We start from the raw sequence: 19,073 nt of genomic DNA, 5'->3' as shown, positions 1-19,073 counted from the left end.
TCCCCGTCCGGGTCCTCGGTGACCCGGTGGGTGTAGCCGGCCAGCATCTGCCAGCGCGGCAGGATCTCGCCGGAGGCGGTCAGCTCGAAGCCGTTGGTCTGGGCGCCGTCCACGGCCCGGTAGGCCTGGGAATTAGGTGGCGCATCAGGGCCGGGAAGAGGCTGCCCTGTGCCCTCGGCCAGGTTATCCTGGTCGACGCGGAACACCGCCACGCTGGTGTTAAGTCGGCCACCGCGAAATTCGCTCTTCAGGCCAGCTTCATAACTGTTGCCCTCTTCCGGCTCCAATACCTGATTGTTCAGATCCCGCACGGTCTGGGGCTGGAAGATGCTGGTGTAGCTGGCGTACACCGAGTGCCGCTCGGTAAGGTCGTAGACCACGCCCAGGAAAGGCACCACCTCGCCATTTTCCTGATGGTGCTCGTCCAAAGGTCCGGTCCAATTGAATCCGTCGAGGGTCCGGTCCCAATGCACCACTCGGCCACCGGTGATCACAGCGAGCGCATCCGTGGGCTTGAAGCGGGCCGTGGCATAAAACCCGGTTTGTTCGATGCGCTCGTTTTCGTTGGCGTTGATATCTCCCCAGGCAGGCTTGGCCCGGTTGCCGTCCCAGGTGAACAGATTGTCCAGGCTATTATCGAAATTCACCGACGGTTGACCGGTGTAATCACGTTTCGAATTGGAATGGCTGGCGCCGACGATCAACTCGTGGTGGCGGCCGAACAATTCGAAGGGCCCGTTAGCGTACAGATCGAAGGTATTCTGCTTCTTTTCTTCCCAATAACGGCCGGACCAGAGCGCCATACCACTGCCGTCACGGTTCAGACTGCCGCCGCCGGCGGAAGCAAGTTCCGCGTCGTAGTTGTTTTCCTGGTAGGTGTAGGCGAGCTTGCCGTACCAGCCGCCCTGGAACTGGTGCTCCAGATTGACGAAGGCGGTGCGGGCTTCCTGGGCCCAGCTGCTCCAGTCGGTGGCCGGGTTGGTGTCCCGGTCCAGATCGGCGATGCCGCCGTCGCTGTAGAACAGCGGCACGCCGCCCCAGGTGGAGCCTTCCGGGTCGTAGTCCATGGAATCCACGCCCAGGGTGATCATGGTGTCCTCGGACAGGTCCGCCTCGATAACGCCGTAGAACACCTGCTTTTCATTCTCGTAATGATCGAGAAAAGACTCGCCCTGCTGGTAAGCGGTGACGAAGCGGCCGCGTACCCGGCCGTCTTCGGTCAGCGGGCCGCCCAGGTCCAGCTCGCCCCGGTAGCCGTCCCAGCTGTTGGCTGAAAGTCCCGCCTGGCCGGCGAATTCCCGGGTGGGTTTCTTGCGCACCAGGTTGATGGTGGCGGACGGGTTGCCGATGCCGTGCAGCAGGCCGCTGGCGCCGCGCAGCACTTCGATGCGGTCGTAGATAAAGGTGTCCGCGTGGGCGCTCTGCTTGCCCAGGGTGCTGCTGCGCATGGACGGCATGCCGTCATAGAGAAAATTGGTGATCTCGAAGCCGCGGGCGCTGAAGGTGAGCCGTTCGGTGTCCTGGGCGTTGACGGTGACGCCGGGGGTCCGCTGCATCACCTCGGCGACGCTGTTGAGGTCGAAGTCTTCCATCTGCTCGCGGGTGATCACGGTCACCGACTGGGGCGTTTCCCGGGGCGAGAGCACCATGCGGGTGGCGGTGTTGCTGGCGCCGCTGGTGTAGCTGCCGGACCCTTCCGTGATCATGCCGGCGTCATAGCCGTCCACCGAAGCGCCGACCACGTCGACGGCGTCCAGCTCGTGGGTGTCATCGGTATCGTCGTCGGCGGCGTACAGGTTGGCGCTACCGGCCAGGATCAGACAGATGGAGAGGCGGGTAAAACGTAACGCAGACATAGCAGTCCCCCAGTTGGTGTTTTCGACGATGGCTGGGGTGGACCTGGCTACGTCACTGGGCGGCAATGATAACCATTCTTATCTTCATGTCAAAAATACGTGAACCTGTTGCTGCTTGGCTTACCGGATTTCCAGCCATGGCCTACACGGCTTTGGGTCGATGTCGGCTGGGCAGGGCCCGGCCGCCGCGCCGATGATGATGGCACCCGACACCAAGGAAGACGGAGGACACGGATGTTGTTCGACCTTGCCGAACCCTGCCTGCTGTGCGGCCGGCGCAGCCCGCAGGGCCTTTGCCGGTTGTGCGCCGGCGAGCTGCGTGACTGCGGCGCCCTGTACGACCCGCTCTGCCGCTGCGGGCTGCCCGGCACCGAGCAAGGGGGGCTGTGCGGACGCTGCCTGCAGCGGCCGCCGCCGTTCACCAGTACCTACTGCCACTGGGTCTATCAGTTTCCGCTGGACCGGCTGATCAACGCCTACAAACACAAGGGCTGCCTGCCGGCGGAACGGGCCCTGGAACCCTTGCTGCGTGAGCAGCCGCTGCCCTGGCCGGACGCCGAGGTGCTCTGCCCCCTGCCCGCCCACTGGCGGCGGCGGCTGGCGAGAGGCTTCGACCAGGCGGAGCGGCTGGCGCTGATACTGGCCCGCCACTGGCGGCGCCCGGTGGCGCCTCTGCTGTTGCGCCACCGGCCCACCGGCCACCAACAGGGGCGGGGGCGCGCGGAACGGGTACGCAACCTGCGCCACGCCTTCGTGGCGCGGCCCGACGCCCGCTACCGCCGGATTCTGCTGATCGACGACGTGATGACCACCGGCACCTCCGCCCGCGCCGCCAGCCGTGCCCTGCTGGAAGGCGGCGCCGAGGAAGTGCGCGTCTGGGCCCTGGCGAGAACATTGAACAGCGAACGCTGACACCGGCGGCGAACGTCCGTCATAATGTCCGCTTCGTTACGCAAACGGTCGCGCCCATGAAAATCAGCATCGCCCAAGGGCATAACCCGCCGCACAACATCAACGGCATCACCGTGATCATCGATGTGATCCGCGCCTTCACCACCAGTCACGAAGCGTTTCTGGGCGGCGCCAGCCATATCTACCCGGTGTCCAGCGCCGACGACGCCTTCCGGCTGCGCGAAGACTACCGGGAAGGCCTGCTGGTGGGTGAAGTGCAGGCGCTGCCCATCGACGGCTTCGACCACGGCAACTCGCCCTGGGAAATACGCCACACCGATGTGCGCGGCCGCTATCTGATCATGCGCACCACCAACGGCGTGGCCGCCACCCTGCGCGCCCGCGACAGCCGCCAGGTGCTGGTCGGCGCGCTGATCAATGCCGAAGCCACCGCCAACTACATCCGCGAACAGAACCCGGACACCGTGGTGCTGGTGGCGTCCCACCCCACCGGCGACGAGGACGTGGCCTGCGCGGAATACATCCGTGGCCTGCTGGGCGGCGAGGGCATCAGCCTGGAGCAGGCCCGCGAGCGCACCCGCAATGCCTTCGCGGCGAAGAAATTCCTGGACGGCAGCCACCCGCGCCTGCGCCCCCAGGACATCGACATGGCCGCCTCCAGCGCCGGCCCGGACGCCCTGATCATGGGCGTGACCTACGAGCCGGTGCCGCGCATCGACGTGATCCGACGCGCCTCCTGACCTTTTCCATCAACTCCGCCGCTCCCCTTGATCAATGACGGCCCGGCGGGCGCCTGATAGCGTCCCAGGGAGTTTTTTCAGAGGCTCCTTAACTCATTGATTGGAACCGTCATGATCGAGTGGAACGAACAACAGCAGATGATCCAGAAGATGGTGCGCGACTTCGTGGCCAAGGAAGTGGTGCCCAACCTGGACGATATCGAATACAACGGCGTACCGCCCTACGACATCCTGCGCAAGATGATCAAAACCTTCGGCATGGACGTGATGGCGACGCAGAACTACGAGAAGCAGATCGCCCGCGAGAAAGCCGCCGCCGAAAACGGCGAGGACGCCCCCACCAAGAAGAAGGACGGCCCCTCCGAGGGCGCCGGCGATCAGGCGGCGATGACCATGATCCCGATCATCGAGCTGAGCCGCCACGCCCAGGGGCTGGTGACCGCCATGGGCGTGTCCATGGGGCTCACCGGCGGCGCCATCATGAGCAAGGGCACCATCGAACAGAAAGAGCGCTGGGCGCTGCCGCTGCTGACCCTGGAGAAAGTGGGCGCCTGGGCGATCTCCGAGCCCAACTCCGGCTCCGACGCCTTCGGCCAGATGAAGACCCTGGCGAAGCGCGACGGCAACGGCGGCTACATCATCAACGGCAGCAAGACCTGGATCACCAACGGCCCCTACGCCGACACCATCGTGCTGATCTGCAAGCTGGATGAGGAAGGCGTGGAACCCAAGGACCGCAAGATCGTGTCCTTTATTCTCGACGCCGGCATGGAAGGCCTGGAGCAGTCCAAGCCGTTCAAGAAGATGGGCATCGGCTCGTCGCCCACCGGCGAGCTGTTCTTCAGTGACCTGAAGGTGGGCGCCGACCGCCTGCTCGGCGGCAGCGAGACCGGCTACGGCCGCTCCGGCGCCAAGGCCACCTTCATGCAGGAACGCGCCGGCGTGGCCGCCATGGCCCTGGGGATGGTGGAGCGCGCGCTGGAACTGTCCACCGCCTACGCCCGTGACCGCGCCCAGTTCGGCCGCCCGATCGGCGACAACCAGTTGATTCAGCTGAAGCTGGCGAAGATGGAAGTGGCGCGCGCCAACCTGCAGAACATGGTGTTCCGCTATATCGAGATGACCGCCGCCGGCAAGCAGATGAGCCTGGCGGAGGCCTCGGCGATGAAACTGTACGCCGCCCAGACCGCCATGGAGGTGTCCACCGAGGCGGTCCAGGTGCACGGCGGCTACGGCTACATGCGCGAATCCCGCGTGGAGCAGCTGATGCGCGACGCCAAGATCCTGCAGATCTACGCCGGCACCGACGAGATGCAGATCATCGCCATCGCCCGGGACCTGCTGGGCAGAGGCTGAGCGGCGCAAGCGGCAGGCTTGGAGCTTGCCGCTGGAAGCTTGTAGCCTTGAAGCTGCCAGCAACAAGGAGGATTCCCCATGGCACTACAGCAACAGCATTGCGAAGCCTGCCGCGCCGACGCGCCCCGTATCAGCGATGAGGAGGCGGGCAAGCTGCGCGGCGAGATTCCGGACTGGAAACAGGTGGAGGAAGACGGCGAAGAGAAACTGCAGCGCCAGTTCAAGTTCAAGGACTTCGCCCAGGCTCTCGCGTTCACCAACCAGGTCGGCGACCTGGCCGAAGAGGAGGGGCACCACCCTGCCCTGCTCACCGAATACGGCAAGGTCACGGTGACCTGGTGGACCCATAAGATCGGCGGTCTGCACCGTAACGACTTCATCTGCGCGGCGAAGACCGACGCGCTGTTCGACAAAAGGACCTGAGGTCGAATGGACGCACCCGCTCCCTGGACGCTGAGAGGGCACGCCTACGTGTGCGCCCTGGCGATGCCCGATGCCCTGCGTCGGCCGCAAGGCGGCACCGCCGAAGCACTCGGCCCGGCGACCGGCCGCCTCGGGGTGGTCATGTTCGTGGATTACCAGCGTTCAGAGGTGGGGCCGTATCGGGAGTTGTTGTTCATGCCCGGGCCCTGTCGCTTTCCGGACGGTCACCGGCGCTGGTCGATCGGCCGCATCTATGTGTCCAGCGAAGACAGCGCCCGCAACGGCAACCGCAACTGGGGCCTGGACAAGCGCGTGGCCTCCTTCCGGGTCGAGCGAACCCGCTACGGCGACAGCGTGACCGTGCGCTACCAGGACCGGGACATCGCCGGTCTGACCCTGAAGCGGCGCGGTCCCGCCCTACCCGTACTCGGACCCTGGCTGCCCGAGCGCTGGCGCCGGCTGGGCCAGGTGCGCGACAACCGGCAATTCGTCTTCGCGCCCTCGGTGCGGGGCCGCCTGGGCGTTGCCAGCCTGAGCGATGCCTGGGGCAACGGTAAGGATTTTCCGCAGTTGCAGTACGGACGCGGACGCGGCTCTCTGTACCTGCCGGACTTCCACCTCGACTTCCCCGAAGCGGATATCCGGCCCCTGTCCTGAACCTTACGGTGACCGGAAGCATCACCCGGCTGTCGCTTCGCGACAGCCGCCCCGCCCACGCCCTTTGCTAGCATGGGTCACGGCAATCAGGAGAGACCCATGGCTTTAAGCGAAGAGCAAAAAGAACAAATCAAAGCGGCGTCCGATAAAACCTTTCCGTTCGTGGAACGCTGCGGCGCCCGGACCGTGGACGTGGACCGTGGCTACTGCAAGATGATGATGCCGCTGGCGCCCAACCTGAACCACGTCGGCATCATGTACGCGGGCGCCCTGTACACCATCGCGGAGCTGCCCGGCGGCGTGATCTATATGTCGTCGTTCGACACGCGGCGCTTCTACCCGATCGTTAAGGACATGCGGATCCGTTTCCGTCGCCCGGCCGCCACCGATGTGACCGTGGAAGTACGCATCACCGACGAGGAAATCGAACGCATCCAGGCCGAGGCGGACGCCAACGGCAAATGCGATTTTGAATGGGATACCGAGATCAAGGACGAAAAAGGGGAAGTGGTGGCGCTCACGCATAACGTCTATCAGCTGCGCAAAATCGGCAGCTGAAGCGGTACAGGTGAAGGGTCAAAGCGACATCCGCAATTCGTTGCCGCTTTCGCAAAGGCGTATTGACAGGCTTTGTTCGTCGGGGCTAGCCTGAAATCGCACTCCGATGAGGCACGGAGCCCGGGGGTGCGTTTCCGACATGAGAGTCTGGAAATCTCGCGCGGCCTTCGGGCCGCGCTTTTCATTTACGCTCGCCCAGCTCCACCACCGCTTCGATAAATACCTTGGCGTGCTCCGGGTCCACTTCCGGCGTAATGCCGTGCCCCAGATTAAAGATGTGCCCCGGGTGATCGCCGAAGTCATCGAGGATGCGCGCCACCTCGGCGCGAATCGCCGCCGGTGAAGCGTACAGCACCGCCGGATCCATATTGCCCTGCAGCGCCACCCGGTCGCCGACGCGGCGGCGCGCCTCGCCGATGTTGATGGTCCAGTCCAGGCCCAGGGCGTCACAGCCGGTATCCGCCATGGATTCCAGCCACAGTCCGCCGTTCTTGGTGAACAGGATCACCGGCACCTTGCGGCCCTCGGCGTCCGGCTCCAGCCCGTCGACGATGCGCTGCATATAGCGCAGCGAAAACGTCTGATAGGCCTCCGCGGACAGAGCGCCGCCCCAGGTATCGAAGATCTGCACCACCTGGGCGCCGTGGCGGATCTGGGCGTTCAGATAATCGGTCACCGCCAGAGCCAGCTTGTCGAGCAGCGCGTGGGCCAGTTCCGGCCGGTTGTAGACCATCCCCTTGAGATGGCGGAAATCCTTGCTGGGCCCGCCTTCCACCATATAGGTGGCGAGCGTCCAGGGGCTGCCGGAGAAGCCGATCAACGGCACCCGCCCGTTCAACGCGCGGCGGATGGTGCTCACCGCGCGCATCACGTAATCCAGGTCCGCTTCCGCGTCCGGTACCGGCAGCGCGGCGATCTCCTGCTCGGGGCGCACCGTCTTGCGGAATTTGGGACCCTCGCCGGGCTCGAAGTACAAACCCAGCCCCATGGCGTCGGGAATGGTGAGAATGTCGGAAAACAGAATCGCCGCGTCCAGCGGGTAACGCTCCAGCGGCTGCAGCGTCACCTCGCAGGCCAGTTCCGCGTTGCGGCACAGGTCCATGAAGGACCCGGCCTGCTCCCGGGTGGCCCGGTACTCCGGCAAATAACGACCGGCCTGGCGCATCATCCAGATCGGCGTACGGTCCACCGGCTGGCGGGCCAGGGCTTTCAACAAGCGGTCATTCTTCAGCGGCGCGTGCACCATAAAATTCAAACGTCCAGGTAATCGAGGATGCCTTTGGCGGCTTCGCGGCCTTCCCAGATGGCGGTCACCACCAGGTCGGAGCCGCGCACCATGTCGCCGCCGGCGAAGATCTTCTCGTTACTGGTCTGGAACGGGAAGGTCTGCTTCTCCACGGCGGTGACGCGGCCGGCGTCGTCGGTGACCACGTTCTTGGCGTCGAACCAGTCGGACGGACTGGGACGGAAACCGAACGCCACGATCACCGCGTCGGCGGGCAGCACTTCCTCACTGTCGGGAATCGGCTCCGGACGACGACGGCCGTTGTTATCGGGCTCGCCGAGTTTGGTCTCCACCACTTTCACGCCCACCACCTTGCCGTTTTCACCGACCACCTCGATGGGCTGGCGGTTGAACAGGAACTGCACGCCCTCTTCCTTGGCGTTGGCCACTTCGCGGCGGGAGCCGGGCATGTTTTCCTCGTCGCGGCGGTAGGCGCAGACCACGCTGTCGGCGCCCTGGCGGATCGAGGTGCGGTTGCAGTCCATGGCGGTGTCGCCGCCACCCAGCACCACCACGCGCTTGTTGCTCACGTCGATGAAGTCCGCCGGATCCTTTTCAAAGCCCAGGTTGCGGTTGGCGTTGGCGACCAGGAACGGCAGCGCTTCGTGCACGCCGTCCAGATCCTCACCGGGGAAACCGCCTTTCATGTAGGTGTAGGTGCCCATGCCCATGAACACCGCGTCGAACTCTTCCAGCAGTTCGTCGATGGTCACGTCGGTGCCGACATCGGTGTTGAGGCGGAACTCGATGCCCATGCCCTCAAACACTTCGCGGCGCTTGGTCATCACCGGCTTTTCCAGCTTGAACTCGGGGATGCCGAAGGTCAGCAGGCCGCCGATTTCCGGATAACGGTCGAACACCACCGGCTTGACGCCGTTGCGCACCAGCACATCGGCGCAGCCGATGCCGGCCGGGCCGGCGCCGATCACCGCCACCCGCTTGTCGGTCCACACCACCTTGGACATGTCCGGGCGCCAGCCCATGGCCAGCGCCGTGTCGGCGATGTACTTCTCGGTGGCGCCGATGGTCACCGCGCCGAAGCCGTCGTTGAGCGTGCAGGCGCCTTCACAGAGACGGTCCTGCGGGCAAACGCGGCCGCACACTTCCGGCAGGGAGTTGGTCTGGTGCGCCAGCTCCACCGCTTCCATCAGGTTGCCTTCGCTGATCAGCTTCAACCAGTTGGGGATGTAGTTGTGCACCGGGCACTTCCACTCGCAGTACGGGTTGCCGCAATGCAGACAGCGATGCGCCTGGTGTTCCACTTCCCGGGTTTCATACGGGTAGTAGATTTCCTCGTAGCGGTCCTTGCGCTGCTCGATGTCCTTTTTCTTCGGGTCCACCCGGGGGACATCAAGAAACTGGAAATGGTTGTTTAAACGTTCAGCCATGTTGTTCCCCGTTATGCCGGATTCGCACGCGTGCTTTTGAGCAGATCTTCCAGGCTGGCCGCCTTGGGCTTAACCAGCCAGAATTTACGGCTCATGGCATCGAAATTATCAAGAATGTACTGGCCCCATTCGCTGCCGGTCTCTTCCACGAATTCATGGATCACGTGGCGCAGATGGCTGCGGTGGGATTCGGTGGCCTCGGAGCTGATGCGGTGCAGCTCGATCAGTTCCGGGTTCACCCGGTCGAAGAAATCGTTGTCTTCGTCCAGCACATAGGCGAAGCCGCCGGTCATGCCGGCACCGAAGTTATGCCCGGTGCGGCCCAGAACGGTGACGCAGCCGCCGGTCATGTACTCACAGCAGTGATCGCCGGAGCCTTCCACCACGGCGTGCACGCCGGAGTTACGCACCCCGAAACGCTCGCCGGCGGTGCCGGAGGCGAACAGCTTGCCGCCGGTGGCGCCGTACAGGCAGGTGTTACCGATGATCGCGGTGTCCTGGGTCTTGAACGGGCTGCCCTTGGGCGGACGGATCACCACCTTACCCCCGGCCATGCCCTTGCCGACGTAATCGTTGGCGTCGCCTTCCAGGTACAGGTGCAGACCGCCGGCGTTGAACACCCCGAAGCTCTGCCCGGCGGTGCCGGTGAAGCGCGCCCGGATCGGCGCGTGGTCCATGCCCAGGTTGCCGTGGTGCTTGGCGATTTCGCCGGACACGGTGGCGCCCACGGAGCGGTCGCAGTTGGTGATGGTGTAGTGGAACGAGCCGCCGGACTTGTTCTCCACGGCGGTGCGCATTTCCTCCACCATCTTGCGGTTGAGCGTGCCCTTGTCGAACGGCTCGTTGCGCTCCACCTGACAGTGGGTCGGCTTGTCCGCGGCGATGTGGTCGTTGCGCAGCATGGGCGTCAGATCCAGACGCTTCTGCTTGTCGGTGTTGCCTTCGATGCGCTCGAGCAGATCGGTGCGGCCGATCAGGTCCGGCAGGCTCTTCACACCCAGCGCCGCGAGCAGTTCACGCACTTCCCGCGCCACGAAGGTGAAGTAGTTGATCAGCAGTTCCGGGGCGCCGATAAAGTGCTCCTGACGCAGATCCTCACGCTGGGTCGCCACGCCGGTGGCGCAGTTGTTCAGGTGACAGATACGCAGGTACTTACAGCCCAGCACCACCATCGGCACGGTGCCGAAGCCGAACGACTCGGCGCCGAGAATGGCCGCCTTGATCACGTCCAGGCCGGTCTTCAGGCCGCCGTCGGTCTGCAGGCGGATCTTGTCGCGCAGGTCGTTGGCGCGCAGCGCCTGGTGCGCCTCGGACAGCCCCAGCTCCCAGGGGGAGCCGGCGTAGCGGATCGAGGTGAGCGGGCTGGCCGCGGTGCCGCCGTCGTAGCCGGAGATGGTGATCAGGTCGGCGTAGGCCTTGGCCACGCCGGACGCCACCGTGCCGACACCGGGCTCGGACACCAGCTTCACCGACACCTGGGCCGCCGGGTTGACCTGCTTGAGGTCGAAGATCAGCTGCGCCAGGTCCTCGATGGAGTAGATGTCGTGGTGCGGCGGCGGAGAGATCAGCGTCACGCCGGGCACCGAATGCCGCAGGCGGGCGATCAGCGCGTTCACCTTGCCGCCGGGCAGCTGGCCGCCCTCGCCGGGCTTGGCGCCCTGGGCCACCTTGATCTGCAGCACTTCGGCGTTGACCAGGTAATGCGGGGTCACGCCGAAACGGCCGGAGGCGATCTGCTTGATCTTGGACACCCGCTCGGTACCGAAGCGGGCCGGGTCTTCGCCGCCCTCACCGGAGTTGGAGCGGCCACCGAGGCGGTTCATCGCCGTGGCGATGGCCTCATGGGCCTCCGGGCTGAGCGCGCCCAGGGACATGCCGGCGGAGTCGAAGCGCGGCAGGATGTTCTCGATCGGCTCGACCTCGTCCAGGTCGATGGCGGGCACATCCTGGCGCACGTGCAGCAGGTCACGCAGGGTGGCGATGGGGCGGTCGTTGACCAGCGCCGCGTACTCCTTGTACGCGTCGTAGTCGCCGTCCTGGGTGGCCCGGTGCAGGGCATGGATCACGTCCGGGTTGAAGGCGTGGTATTCCTTGCCGTGGATGTACTTGAGCACACCGCCCGGATCGATCGGCTTGCGCTGCTTCCAGGCGTCCTTGGCGATGATCTTCTGGTCGTTCTCGAAGTCCTCGAAACCGGCGCCCTCGATGCGGCTCTGCACGCCGCGGAAACACAGGTCCACCACGTCGCTGGCGACACCCACGGCTTCGAACAGCTGGGCGCCACGGTAGGAGGTGATGGTGGAGATCCCCATCTTGGAGAGGATCTTCATCAGGCCTTTGTTGATGCCCTTGCGGAAATTCTTCTGCAGCTCCACCGGGTCACCGATCAGCTCCCCGCTTTTCACCATGTCCGCGATCACGTCGTAGGTGAGGTAGGGGTAGACGGCGGTGGCGCCGAAGCCGAACAGCACCGCGAAGTGGTGCGCGTCGCGGGCGGTGGCGGTTTCCACCACGATGTTGGCGTCGCTGCGCAGGCCGCAGGCGGTCAGGTGGTGGTGCACCGCGCCGGTGGCCATCAGCGCGTGGATGGTGAGCTGGTCCTGCTGAATGCCGTGGTCGGACAGCACCAGGATGATCTTGCCGTCGCGCACCGCCTGGGCGGCCTGCTCGCACAACGCCTTGACCGCGCTTTCCAGACCCTGGTCGGGCTGGTAGTGCAGCGACAGACGGGCGTGGGCGTAGCCGGGCCGGTCGATCTTGAGCAGGTTGGTGAACTTGGAATGCGACAGCACCGGCGTGGACAGGATCGCCCGGTCGGCGTGGTCGGAGGTTTCCTCGAACACGTTCCGTTCGGAACCGACGCAGGTTTCCAGGCTCATCACGATCGCTTCGCGGAGCGGGTCGATGGGCGGGTTGGTGACCTGCGCGAACTGCTGCCGGAAATAATCGTAGAGCGGACGCTGGCGTTCGCTGAGCACCGCCATGGGGGTGTCGTCGCCCATGGAACCGGTGGCTTCCTGGCCGGCTTCCGCCAGCGGACGGATCACCTGATCGCGCTCTTCGAAGCTGATCTGGAAGAACTTCTGGTAGCTCAGCAGATCCTGCGGATCGATGTCGTCGGTGCGCTCCACTTCGTGGTCGTAGTTGGCTTCGATGCGCAGCGCGCTTTCCTTGAGCCACTGACGATAGGGGTGACGCACCTTGAGGCGGTTGTCGATATCGCTGGTGTGCAGCAGCTCGCCCTTCTCGATGTCCACGGCGAGAATCTGGCCGGGGCCGACACGGCCCTTGGCGACCACGTCTTCCGGCTGATAGCTGTACACGCCGATCTCGGAGGACAGGGTGATAAAGCCGTTCTTGGTGATCACCCAGCGGGCCGGACGCAGACCGTTACGGTCGAGCATGCAGACCGCGTGGCGGCCGTCGGTCATTACCAGACCGGCGGGGCCGTCCCACGGCTCCATGTGCATGGAGTTATATTCGTAGAAGGCGCGCAGATCCGCGTCCATGGTTTCCACGTTCTGCCAGGCCGGCGGCACCATCATGCGCACCGCGCGGAACAGGTCCATGCCGCCGGAAACCAGCACTTCCAGCATGTTGTCCATGCTCGAGGAGTCGGACCCTTCGCGGTTGACCAGCGGGCTCAGGTCGCTGAGGTTGGGCAGCAGTTCGTTCTCGAACTTGTTCTCCCGCGCCAGCGCCCAGTTGCGGTTGCCCTGGATGGTGTTGATCTCGCCATTGTGGGCCAGATACCGGAACGGCTGGGCCAGCGGCCACTGCGGCGAGGTGTTGGTGGAGAACCGCTGGTGGAAGACCACGATGGCGGTTTCCATGGTCTCGTCGCTGAGATCCGGATAGAACGCCGGCAGGTCCACCGGCATCATCAGGCCTTTATAGGAGACCACCGCCGAGGACAGGGAGCAGACGTAGAAGTAGCCGTCCGCTTCGATGCGCTTTTCCGCGTGCCGGCGGGCGAAAAACAGACGCCGGTTGAGCTGGTCGTCGGTGTCGCCCTCGGCGGCCACCAGCACCTGGTGGAAACCGGGCAGGGACTGCTTGGCCAGATCGCCCAGGCAGGACGGATCCGTGGGCACTTCCCGCCAGCCCAGCACGTTGACGCCCTGAGCTTCCATCTGCTCCTGGAGCACCGCTTTCTGGGCGCGGGCGCGCTCGGCGTCCGGGTGGGTGAAGACCATCCCCACGGCATAGGTGTCGGGCAGGTCGATACCCTGCTCGCCGGCCACCTTGCGGAAGAAGGAGTCGGGCTTTTTCAGCAACAGACCGCAGCCGTCACCGGTTTTTCCATCGGCATTAATGCCGCCCCGGTGGGTCATGCAGGTGAGTGCTTCGATCGCGGTTTGCAGGAGCTCGTGGCTGGCCTTGCCCTCCATATGGGAGATCAGGCCGAAACCACAGTTGTCCCGGAATTCTCCGGGCTCATAGAGCCCACGCACCAGCTTGGAATTCTGCTGCATCAAAACCTTTCCTCTTGAAATTCAGAGACTTACAGAAGGCGGAACAGGCGTCGAAAAGACGGCGACGGCAAAAAAGGGATGTGCATTCTACACTTTGCGCCGATCAGCCACAAACGGGAAGACGGCACCGTCCAAACCGCACAGTGCCGGGTGGACCGCGCCGCGGGCAACTCTAGCGCAATTCGTTGCGTATCGAGCCCATATCCCGCGGGAAGGGGCCGCCGCGCCGCAGCGCCTCGGGCAGTTCGTCCCGGGCCGCCAAAGCCGCGTCACGGCTGGGATAGGGGCCCGCCAGCACCAGGTAGACCCGTTCATCACCCCGTTCCGCCCGGTAGTAGGCGCCGTTACGGTCGATCTGGTCAAGTACCCCGCGCGCTCCGTCTTCCCGGCCGGTGGCCACCAGCTGCAGAAACCACTCCCCATCGTCGCGGGTGGCCAGCCAGTCTTCCTGCTGGTAACCGAGGCGGGCGTCCAGCCCGGACAATTGCGGCTCGCCGCTGGAAACGGTGTCCGGCGTTTCTTCCTGCGCCGTTTCGGCGGGTTCCGGATTGGTTTGGGTAGCGCGCGGCTCGGAAGGCGCGGTTTCGGCGGGTTCGGCCTCGGCGGGCTCAGCGTCGGCCGTGGCGGCCTGCTCACCGGCGGGCTCCGGGGCTTCCGGCGCCGGCGGCGTGCGCGCGTCTTCCGCTGCCGGCTCGGCGGCCACCTGCTCCGGCACGTTTTCCGCCTCTTCGAAGGTGCGGGCGGAATCATGGTATTCGGCCAGGGCGCGGCGGGTGGTTTCCGGGTCGCCGCGTTCGCCGCTGCGTGCCGAACTCTCGCTTTGCGTGGCTTGCGGGGCCGGCTCCGCCGGATCTTGTGCCTCGGCCACCGGCTCCTTGGGCAGGTCCAGGCTCACCACCTGATCCTGCTCGGCTTCGTCGTCACCGCCGCTGGCCAGCCACAGCACCAGCACCACCAGCACCAGCGCGCCCACCGCCAGACCGTGCCGCCACGGCACCGGCTTGTTGGCCAGCAGGCCGCCACCGCCGCCGGCTCTTGCCTCCAGCATCGGCAACAGCGCCGCGATGCGGCCGTCGCTCTCGTCGCTCAGATCGCGGGCTTCCTGGTCGTCCAGCGCCAGGGCGAAGCCCTGATCGGCGAACAAGGCCACGTCGTCCGCGTCCAGCGGCGGCAGCACCAGCACGTCCTCCACGTTCAGTCCGGCGTCGCGCAGGTGTTCGGCGCTGCCCGGCTCGCCGCCGAACACATAGGTGAGGCGCTGCCCCAGCTTGGTTTTCAGGGACGCCATGGTGGCCAGGGCCTCGGACGGGGCCAGGTGGGCGTTGTCCACCACGATCACCAGGCTGGTGTCCGCCAGCGTCTGTTTGAGGGTGTCGGCCAGGTCGGCGCGCTCGATATCGAAGTGCACCAGCATGGCGTCCACCACCGCGTTGGCGCCCAGTTCCTCGGCGCCGTCCAGGCGGATCAGTTCGAAGTCCCCCACCAGGGACATGGAGAGCATGCCCAGCAGGGAGGAGACGCCGCTGCCGGCCTCGCCTTCCAGCACCGTGGTGGCGCCGTCGTGGGCGTGGCCGTTCAGGGCGTCGAGAAGGTCGCCGCGCTCGGCGCCCTCGTAGAAAAAATCCTCATCTCTCACAAAAGGCCTCGAGCGTTCGCGTCAATGCGTTCGGGTCGTATTCGCCTGTGACCAGGGCATCACCGATTTGGTTCAGCAACACCAGCCGCAGGCGGCCGTTCTGTACCTTTTTATCCAGCGCCATCAGCTCGCTGAAATCCGCCCGCGCCATCCCTTCCGGCGCGGTCACCGGCAGCTTCCAGGCCGCCAGACTGTCGCTCACCCGGTCCAGGTCGGCCTGCTTCAGCCAGCCCAGCTCCAGGGACATGCGCGCCGCCATCACCATGCCGGCGGACACCGCCTCACCATGCAGCCAGTCCCGGTAGCCGGTAAAGGTCTCCATGGCATGGCCGAAGGTGTGGCCCAGATTAAGCAGCGCGCGGTTGCCCTGCTCGGTTTCATCGGCGGCCACCACCTCGGCCTTGTTGCGGCAGCTGCGCAGGATCGCTTCCGCCACCGGCGCCGTGTCGCGGGCGGCCAGCGCCGCCTGATTGTCCAGCAGCCACTGGAAGAATTCCGGGTCGCGGATCAAGCCGTACTTGATCACCTCCGCCATGCCGGCGGCGAATTCCCGCTCCGGCAGGGTGTCGAGCACGGCGGTGTCGATCACCACCGCGCGCGGCTGATGGAAGGCGCCGATCATGTTCTTGCCGCGCGGGTGGTTGACGGCGGTCTTGCCGCCCACCGAGGAATCCACCTGCGCCAGCAGCGTGGTGGGCACCTGGATGAAGTCCACGCCGCGCTGGTAGCAGGCGGCGGCAAACCCCACCATATCGCCGATCACGCCACCGCCCAGCGCCACCAGCGTGGTGGTGCGCGAATGCCGGTGGGCCATCAGGGCGTCGAAAATACGCTCCAGCGTGGCCAGGGTTTTATGCTGCTCACCGTCCGGCAGGATCAGGGTGTCGCACTGCAGGTCGCCCAGACCGCGGGTGACCGCGTCCAGGTAAAGCGGGGCGATGGTCTCGTTGGTGACCACCATCACCTGATTGCCGCGCACATGGCCGCGGATCAGGTCCTGCCCGAGCAGGCCGCGATCGATATAAATGGGGTAGCTGCGTTCGGCCAGCGACACATCAAGCTTCTGCATACGGCCTCGTAAAGCGGAGTGGGAGTGCGGGCATTATCGGCTGGCGTGGTCGGCCAGACAACCGAGTACCTGATCGGTCACTTTCTTGAGGTTACCGGAAGCGGTGGAGACCACGCCGTGCGCCACTTCCCGGTAGAGCGGATCCCGTTCCTGGAACAGCGCCTGAAGACGGGCCTCCGGGTCGCTGGTCTGCAGCAGCGGCCGGTTGCGGTCGTTGCGGGTGCGGGCCAGTTGCACCTCCACCGGCGTCCACAGATAGACCACGCAGCCACGCTCATGGAGGTGGCGGCGGTTCTCCTCCTGGGTGACCACGCCGCCGCCGGTGGCCAGGACGATGCCCGCCATGCCGGTCAGTTCGTCGATCACGTCGCGCTCGCGGCGTCGAAACCCCTCCTCGCCTTCCATATCGAAGATCCAGGGGATGTCGGCACCGGTTTTCTCTTCGATCACGCGGTCGGAATCGTAAAACGGGCGGCCCAGAACCTGGGCGAGGTGTCGGCCCAGGGTGCTTTTACCCGCACCCATGGGCCCGACTAGATACAGAGACGTGGAATCCTTTGGGTTCACCGACTAGCCATTGCGTCTTTCACCAGGCGAGGCGTGATAAAGATCAGCAGTTCCTGCTTGTTATCACGGTTCACCTTCTTGCGGAACAGGGCCCCCAACCAGGGGATATCACCCAGGAAGGGGGTTTTGACCGTGGATTCTATCTTTTCCTGCTGGAAAATGCCGCCCAAAACCACGGTTTCGCCGTCATTGACCAGAACCGTGGTTTCCACCCGGTTGGTGTTGACGGTCGGCGCGCTGGTGTCGGTGCCCAGGGAGTCGTTGTTGACCTTGAGCTGCATGATCACGTCGCCTTCCGGGGTCACCTGCGGGGTCACTTCGAGGCGCAGTTCCGCCTCAATGAACTCCACCGCGGTGGCGCCGGACGCGGTGGCCACGTTGAAGGGCACCTGCTGACCGGAGGCGATCACCGCCGGCTGCTGATCGGCGGTCAGAACCTTGGGCGTGGCGACCAGCTCGCCGTGGCCTTCCGCTTCCAGGGCGGACAGCTCGAGCTCGATCAGGCCGGAATCCAGGGAGGTGAAACCGATCGCGAAGCGGGTGGCTTCCTGGGAGGCCACGCCCATGTCGACGATCAGGTCGTTGTTCTGCTCTTCGTCGAACTCCTCGAACTCACCCAGGGAGCCGTCGTCTTCCCGGTCGATGTTGGCGTAGTGCAGCTCACGCAGGGAGGTATGGCGACCGGAGATCGCCACGCTCTTGCCTTCGTTGACCAGGCTGTCGCCGTCGTAGGCGAGACCGCCCCAGCGCACGCCGAATTCGTCGGCCACGTCGGTGCTGGCGATCACCACCCGGGCTTCGATCAGCACCTGCTGAACCGGGATGTCGAGCTGCTGAATCAGGCCGCGGATTTCCTGCAGCTTGGCCACGGTGTCCTGCACGATCAGCGTGTTGGTGCGCTGATCCACGGTCACCGAGCCGCGTCCGCTGACCAGGGCGGAGCCTTCCCCGCCCTGGGAGGTGATCAGCGTCTTGAGCTCCTCGGCGCGGGCGTAGTTGATGCTGATGTACTCGGTGCGCAGCGGCGCCAGGGAGGCCAGCTGTTTCTGGCTCTCCAGTTCCTGCTTTTCGCGGGCGGCGATCTCATCCGCCGGCGCCACCAGCAGCACGTTGCCGACCTTGCGCTTATCCAGGCCCTTGGTCTTGAGGATCAGATCCAGCGCCTGGTCCCAGGGCACGCTCTGCAGCCGCAGGGTGATCTTGCCGCTGACGGTGTCGGACGCCACCAGGTTGAGGTCGGTGAAGTCGGCGATCAGCTGCAGCACCGAGCGCACTTCGATGTCCTGGAAATTCAGCGACAGTTTCTCGCCGGTGTATTTGAAGGCATCACGGCGCTGGCGGTCCTTCTCGGCCTCGGTGAGCGGCTTGACGTTGATGCTGAACTGGTTGTCCGCCTGGTAGGCCAGGTAGTCCCAGCTGCCTTCCGGCTCAATCGTGATCACGGTGCTGCCGTCCACTTCCTTGGTGTCGACGAACTGCACCGGGGTGGCGAAGTCGCTGACGTCCAGTCGGCGCAGCAGGTCCTCCTCCACATCGGCGCCGACGAAACGGGCGACGATACGGCCGCCCTCTTCGCGCACGTCCACCGGCATGGCGTCGTCCGCCAGCTCCACCAGCACCCGGCCCTCGCCGTCGTCGCCGCGGCGGAAATCAATATCACGCACGCCGGCGCTGCTGGGCGCCACCTTGCGCTGCACGGTCTCGCTGGCCGGGTCCATGGACGGGGTGGCGTTGTCCGCGCCCAGGGTGATCACCAGCTCCTGGCCTTCGATCCGCGTTTTATAGCCGGTCAGCTGGTCCAGGTTGAAGATCAGGCGGGTGCGCTCCTTGGCGCCGAGCACCATCAGGCTGCGCACGTTGCCGGACCCCAGGTTGTGCTCTTTCACCTCGATCTGGTTACGGGTGTCGAGCAGATCCAGCGCCACCCGCGCCGGTTGCTCGATGCTGTAGCCCTTGACCTCCGGGGCGTCGCCCTCGAAGGACACGCGCACTTCCACGCCGTCGCCGGGCAGGGTATTGGCGCGCAGGTCGGTTACCGTCGCCGCTCGCCCCAGGGTGGCCGCGCTCAACCCCACCAGCATCAGCAGCAATGCCGCCCAACGCCGGGACGCAGCCCTTGTTTTTGTTGATGTGAAGATAATCATAACTGGC

Annotated in this window: 14 protein-coding genes; 6 read left to right on the top strand and 8 right to left on the bottom strand. The window is 65.2% G+C overall.

Features of this window, described 5'->3' with window-relative positions:
- Positions 1-1,856: TonB-dependent siderophore receptor (locus ACEQZD_RS07660; protein ID WP_370184783.1), on the bottom strand; the 1,856-nt coding region annotated here is incomplete at its 3' end.
- Between the two features lie 234 nt (positions 1,857-2,090).
- Between ACEQZD_RS07660 and ACEQZD_RS07655 the strand changes: the two genes are divergently transcribed.
- From ACEQZD_RS07655 to ACEQZD_RS07630, 6 genes are all read left to right on the top strand, one after another.
- Positions 2,091-2,768: a phosphoribosyltransferase family protein gene (locus ACEQZD_RS07655; RefSeq protein ID WP_370184781.1), complete on the top strand. Its 678-nt coding sequence runs from the start codon at positions 2,091-2,093 to the stop codon at positions 2,766-2,768.
- A 56-nt stretch (positions 2,769-2,824) separates the two neighbouring features.
- Entirely contained in the window at positions 2,825-3,508 is a 684-nt protein-coding gene (locus ACEQZD_RS07650) for a 2-phosphosulfolactate phosphatase (RefSeq protein ID WP_194854932.1), read from the top strand.
- A 111-nt stretch (positions 3,509-3,619) separates the two neighbouring features.
- On the top strand, positions 3,620-4,864 hold the full coding sequence (locus tag ACEQZD_RS07645; RefSeq protein ID WP_370184779.1) for an acyl-CoA dehydrogenase family protein: 1,245 nt from the start codon (positions 3,620-3,622) through the stop codon (positions 4,862-4,864).
- Positions 4,865-4,942: 78 nt separating this feature from the next.
- Complete coding sequence (locus ACEQZD_RS07640; protein WP_142948270.1) at positions 4,943-5,287, top strand: 4a-hydroxytetrahydrobiopterin dehydratase; 345 nt, start codon at positions 4,943-4,945, stop codon at positions 5,285-5,287.
- 6 nt (positions 5,288-5,293) lie between these two features.
- On the top strand, positions 5,294-5,944 hold the full coding sequence (locus ACEQZD_RS07635; RefSeq protein WP_335629208.1) for a hypothetical protein: 651 nt from the start codon (positions 5,294-5,296) through the stop codon (positions 5,942-5,944).
- A gap of 99 nt (positions 5,945-6,043) precedes the next feature.
- Positions 6,044-6,502: a PaaI family thioesterase gene (locus ACEQZD_RS07630; protein WP_370184777.1), complete on the top strand. Its 459-nt coding sequence runs from the start codon at positions 6,044-6,046 to the stop codon at positions 6,500-6,502.
- A gap of 181 nt (positions 6,503-6,683) precedes the next feature.
- On the opposite strand, the gene hemE is transcribed toward ACEQZD_RS07630, so the two are convergent.
- The 7 genes from hemE to ACEQZD_RS07595 all read right to left on the bottom strand — a co-directional run bounded on the left by hemE (position 6,684) and on the right by ACEQZD_RS07595 (position 19,066).
- Complete coding sequence (hemE, locus tag ACEQZD_RS07625; protein WP_370184775.1) at positions 6,684-7,748, bottom strand: uroporphyrinogen decarboxylase; 1,065 nt, start codon at positions 7,746-7,748, stop codon at positions 6,684-6,686.
- A gap of 5 nt (positions 7,749-7,753) precedes the next feature.
- On the bottom strand, positions 7,754-9,175 hold the full coding sequence (locus ACEQZD_RS07620) for an FAD-dependent oxidoreductase (protein WP_194854937.1): 1,422 nt from the start codon (positions 9,173-9,175) through the stop codon (positions 7,754-7,756).
- Positions 9,176-9,186: 11 nt separating this feature from the next.
- On the bottom strand, positions 9,187-13,650 hold the full coding sequence (gene gltB / locus ACEQZD_RS07615; protein ID WP_142948265.1) for a glutamate synthase large subunit: 4,464 nt from the start codon (positions 13,648-13,650) through the stop codon (positions 9,187-9,189).
- A gap of 172 nt (positions 13,651-13,822) precedes the next feature.
- Complete coding sequence (locus ACEQZD_RS07610; protein WP_370184773.1) at positions 13,823-15,286, bottom strand: SPOR domain-containing protein; 1,464 nt, start codon at positions 15,284-15,286, stop codon at positions 13,823-13,825.
- Positions 15,276-16,355, bottom strand: coding sequence for a 3-dehydroquinate synthase (gene aroB / locus ACEQZD_RS07605; protein WP_142948263.1), 1,080 nt, complete (start codon positions 16,353-16,355; stop codon positions 15,276-15,278). The genes ACEQZD_RS07610 and aroB overlap by 11 nt, the downstream gene beginning before the upstream one ends.
- Positions 16,356-16,388: 33 nt before the next feature.
- Positions 16,389-16,922, bottom strand: a complete 534-nt coding sequence (aroK, locus tag ACEQZD_RS07600) for a shikimate kinase AroK (RefSeq protein ID WP_255442310.1) — start codon at positions 16,920-16,922, stop codon at positions 16,389-16,391.
- On the bottom strand, positions 16,919-19,066 hold the full coding sequence (locus ACEQZD_RS07595) for a type IV pilus secretin PilQ (protein ID WP_142948261.1): 2,148 nt from the start codon (positions 19,064-19,066) through the stop codon (positions 16,919-16,921). The genes aroK and ACEQZD_RS07595 overlap by 4 nt, the downstream gene beginning before the upstream one ends.
- Positions 19,067-19,073 lie beyond the last annotated feature (7 nt).

The organism is Alloalcanivorax sp., assembly GCF_964221125.1.
Lineage (GTDB): Bacteria > Pseudomonadota > Gammaproteobacteria > Pseudomonadales > Alcanivoracaceae > Alloalcanivorax > Alloalcanivorax venustensis.
This window is presented reverse-complemented; position numbering and strand designations above follow the sequence as displayed.